The organism is Plesiomonas sp. (genome assembly GCF_051650925.1).
In the GTDB taxonomy this organism is placed as follows: Bacteria; Pseudomonadota; Gammaproteobacteria; order Enterobacterales; family CAMTGL01; genus Plesiomonas.
Genome location: NZ_JBOFRH010000506.1, coordinates 1 through 1,801 on the forward strand (window position 1 = coordinate 1; position 1,801 = coordinate 1,801).

Annotated in this window: 2 protein-coding genes and 2 tRNA genes; 3 read left to right on the plus strand and 1 reads right to left on the minus strand. The window is 47.9% G+C overall.

Annotated elements, in window-relative coordinates; all coding sequences use genetic code 11:
* The first annotated feature begins 254 nt into the window (after positions 1-254).
* From ACRC27_RS12165 to ACRC27_RS12175, 3 genes are all read left to right on the plus strand, one after another.
* Positions 255-1,268 carry a succinylglutamate desuccinylase/aspartoacylase family protein gene (locus ACRC27_RS12165; RefSeq protein WP_438639988.1) on the plus strand — a complete coding sequence of 338 codons (1,014 nt, stop codon included), beginning with the start codon at positions 255-257 and terminating at the stop codon, positions 1,266-1,268.
* A 111-nt stretch (positions 1,269-1,379) separates the two neighbouring features.
* A tRNA-Phe gene (locus tag ACRC27_RS12170) sits at positions 1,380-1,455 on the plus strand.
* Positions 1,456-1,465: 10 nt separating this feature from the next.
* Positions 1,466-1,541, plus strand: a tRNA-Thr gene (locus ACRC27_RS12175).
* A gap of 80 nt (positions 1,542-1,621) precedes the next feature.
* Here ACRC27_RS12175 and ACRC27_RS12180 read toward each other — a convergent pair.
* Positions 1,622-1,801: GIY-YIG nuclease family protein (locus tag ACRC27_RS12180; RefSeq protein WP_438639989.1), on the minus strand; the 180-nt coding region annotated here is incomplete at its 5' end.

A 1,801-nucleotide genomic window follows, 5' to 3' on the forward strand; every position in this document is an offset into this window, starting at 1 on the left:
TTTTTGGGTGAATGCGCCCGATAACGCGATGAGATAAAACTCTCAGATACAGATATCAATCAGGTAAATCAATCAGGTAAAAATATCGGCGATTGATACCGTAAGATGCTGAGTGTCTTACGGTATTTTTTATATCCACACGTTTATATTCACGCCATGATTTCTGCCCGAACGTTAGCCGATTGTCTTGATAACGCAGGCAAGATGCGCGTATCGTGGAAGAATAACGTATTACTGATGGAACACTGACCGTTATGTCTGCAACTTGTTTTACATCCGATATTATTGACGGTAAAAAGGTCGTCGCGCATTTAAATAGCGATGATTTACCGGCAGGAAAGCACCAGTTCTACTTCCGGCCACTGGATATGGCAACCGGCCAAGGTTGGTATATTCCCGTCACGGTGCTAAAAGGGGCACTGCCGGGTAAACGCCTATTGGTCACCGCCGGTGTGCACGGTGATGAGCTTAATGGCGTGTTAACCGCGCAGCAGTTAATGCGCTCGTTAGAGACCGCCACACTCAGCGGTACAGTGACGATTGTTTCTGGCGTAAACTTGCCCGGCATTCTGGGTAGCAGTCGTGATTTTATTCCCAATGACCCCGATGCCTCTCCGGTGAATTTGAACCGTTTGTTTCCCGGAAATCACCAGCACAATACGGCGGCAGGGCGCTATTTAGCCAATTTGTGGGATCATCTTTTCACGCCGAATGCGGATTTCACGGTCGACTTACATACACAAACACGCGGTGCAGAATATCCGCTGTATGTATTTGCCGATTACCGCATTGAGCAGTGTGTGAAAATGGCCCGCCTGATGAACCCTGACTGTATTTTGGATGATCCGGGCGATCCAGGGGTACTGGAGACCGAATGGAACCGCCGTAACGTGCCTTGTATTACTGTTGAGGTCGGCACTGCCAAACGTTATCAGCCCGATATGGTTAACCGCAGTGTAGAGGGTATCGAGAATATCTTGCGGGCTGAGGGCATGTTGGCAGGTTCAGTGAACGATTTTGTGGCCGAAAACTGTTATGAAGGCACAAGTACAACAACATTACGCGCTAACAGCAGCGGTTATGCACTGCCGCAAGTACAACTGGGTGATACGGTCATTGCCGAGCAATTGGTCGCCATTCAGTGGGATGCTTTTGGCAATGAAGTTGAACGTTATTACGCACCCACTGCCGGACAGGTATTGAGTATTAATAGCGATCCACTGCGCGAGGCTGGCAGTTTATTGGTCAGAATTTTACACCGCAGTTGATTTTTTGCGCGTTAGCGATGAAAAAAGCACCGAACACACTGTTTTCGCTGATTTTTGCATTTTTATCGTTGACAGAAAAGCTGAAAAACCGTTTAATACGTCCCACGAGCTGCCCGGATAGCTCAGTCGGTAGAGCAGGGGATTGAAAATCCCCGTGTCCGTGGTTCGATTCCGCGTCCGGGCACCAAAAGATTTACGCTGGCTTAGCTCAGTAGGTAGAGCAACTGACTTGTAATCAGTAGGTCATCAGTTCGATTCCGATAGCCAGCACCATATAAGAAAGCCTCCAGATATCTGGAGGCTTTTTTGTTTCTGCTTTATCCCACCCATGTAATCCCTGTTATTTACTCACACTATTCACGACCAACAAGTACGCAAGGGTTAGTAATAAACGCCTCTTTTTTTGCCTTACGCCACTGTTTAATTCGGTACTCTATCTGTAGAGCACTGCGCTGATTGTCGGTTTCCTGCTGCCAAACTAGCGTTAACGGCCCTTTTCCGCGCAATGCTTTTGCCCCCTTTCCCTGTTGATG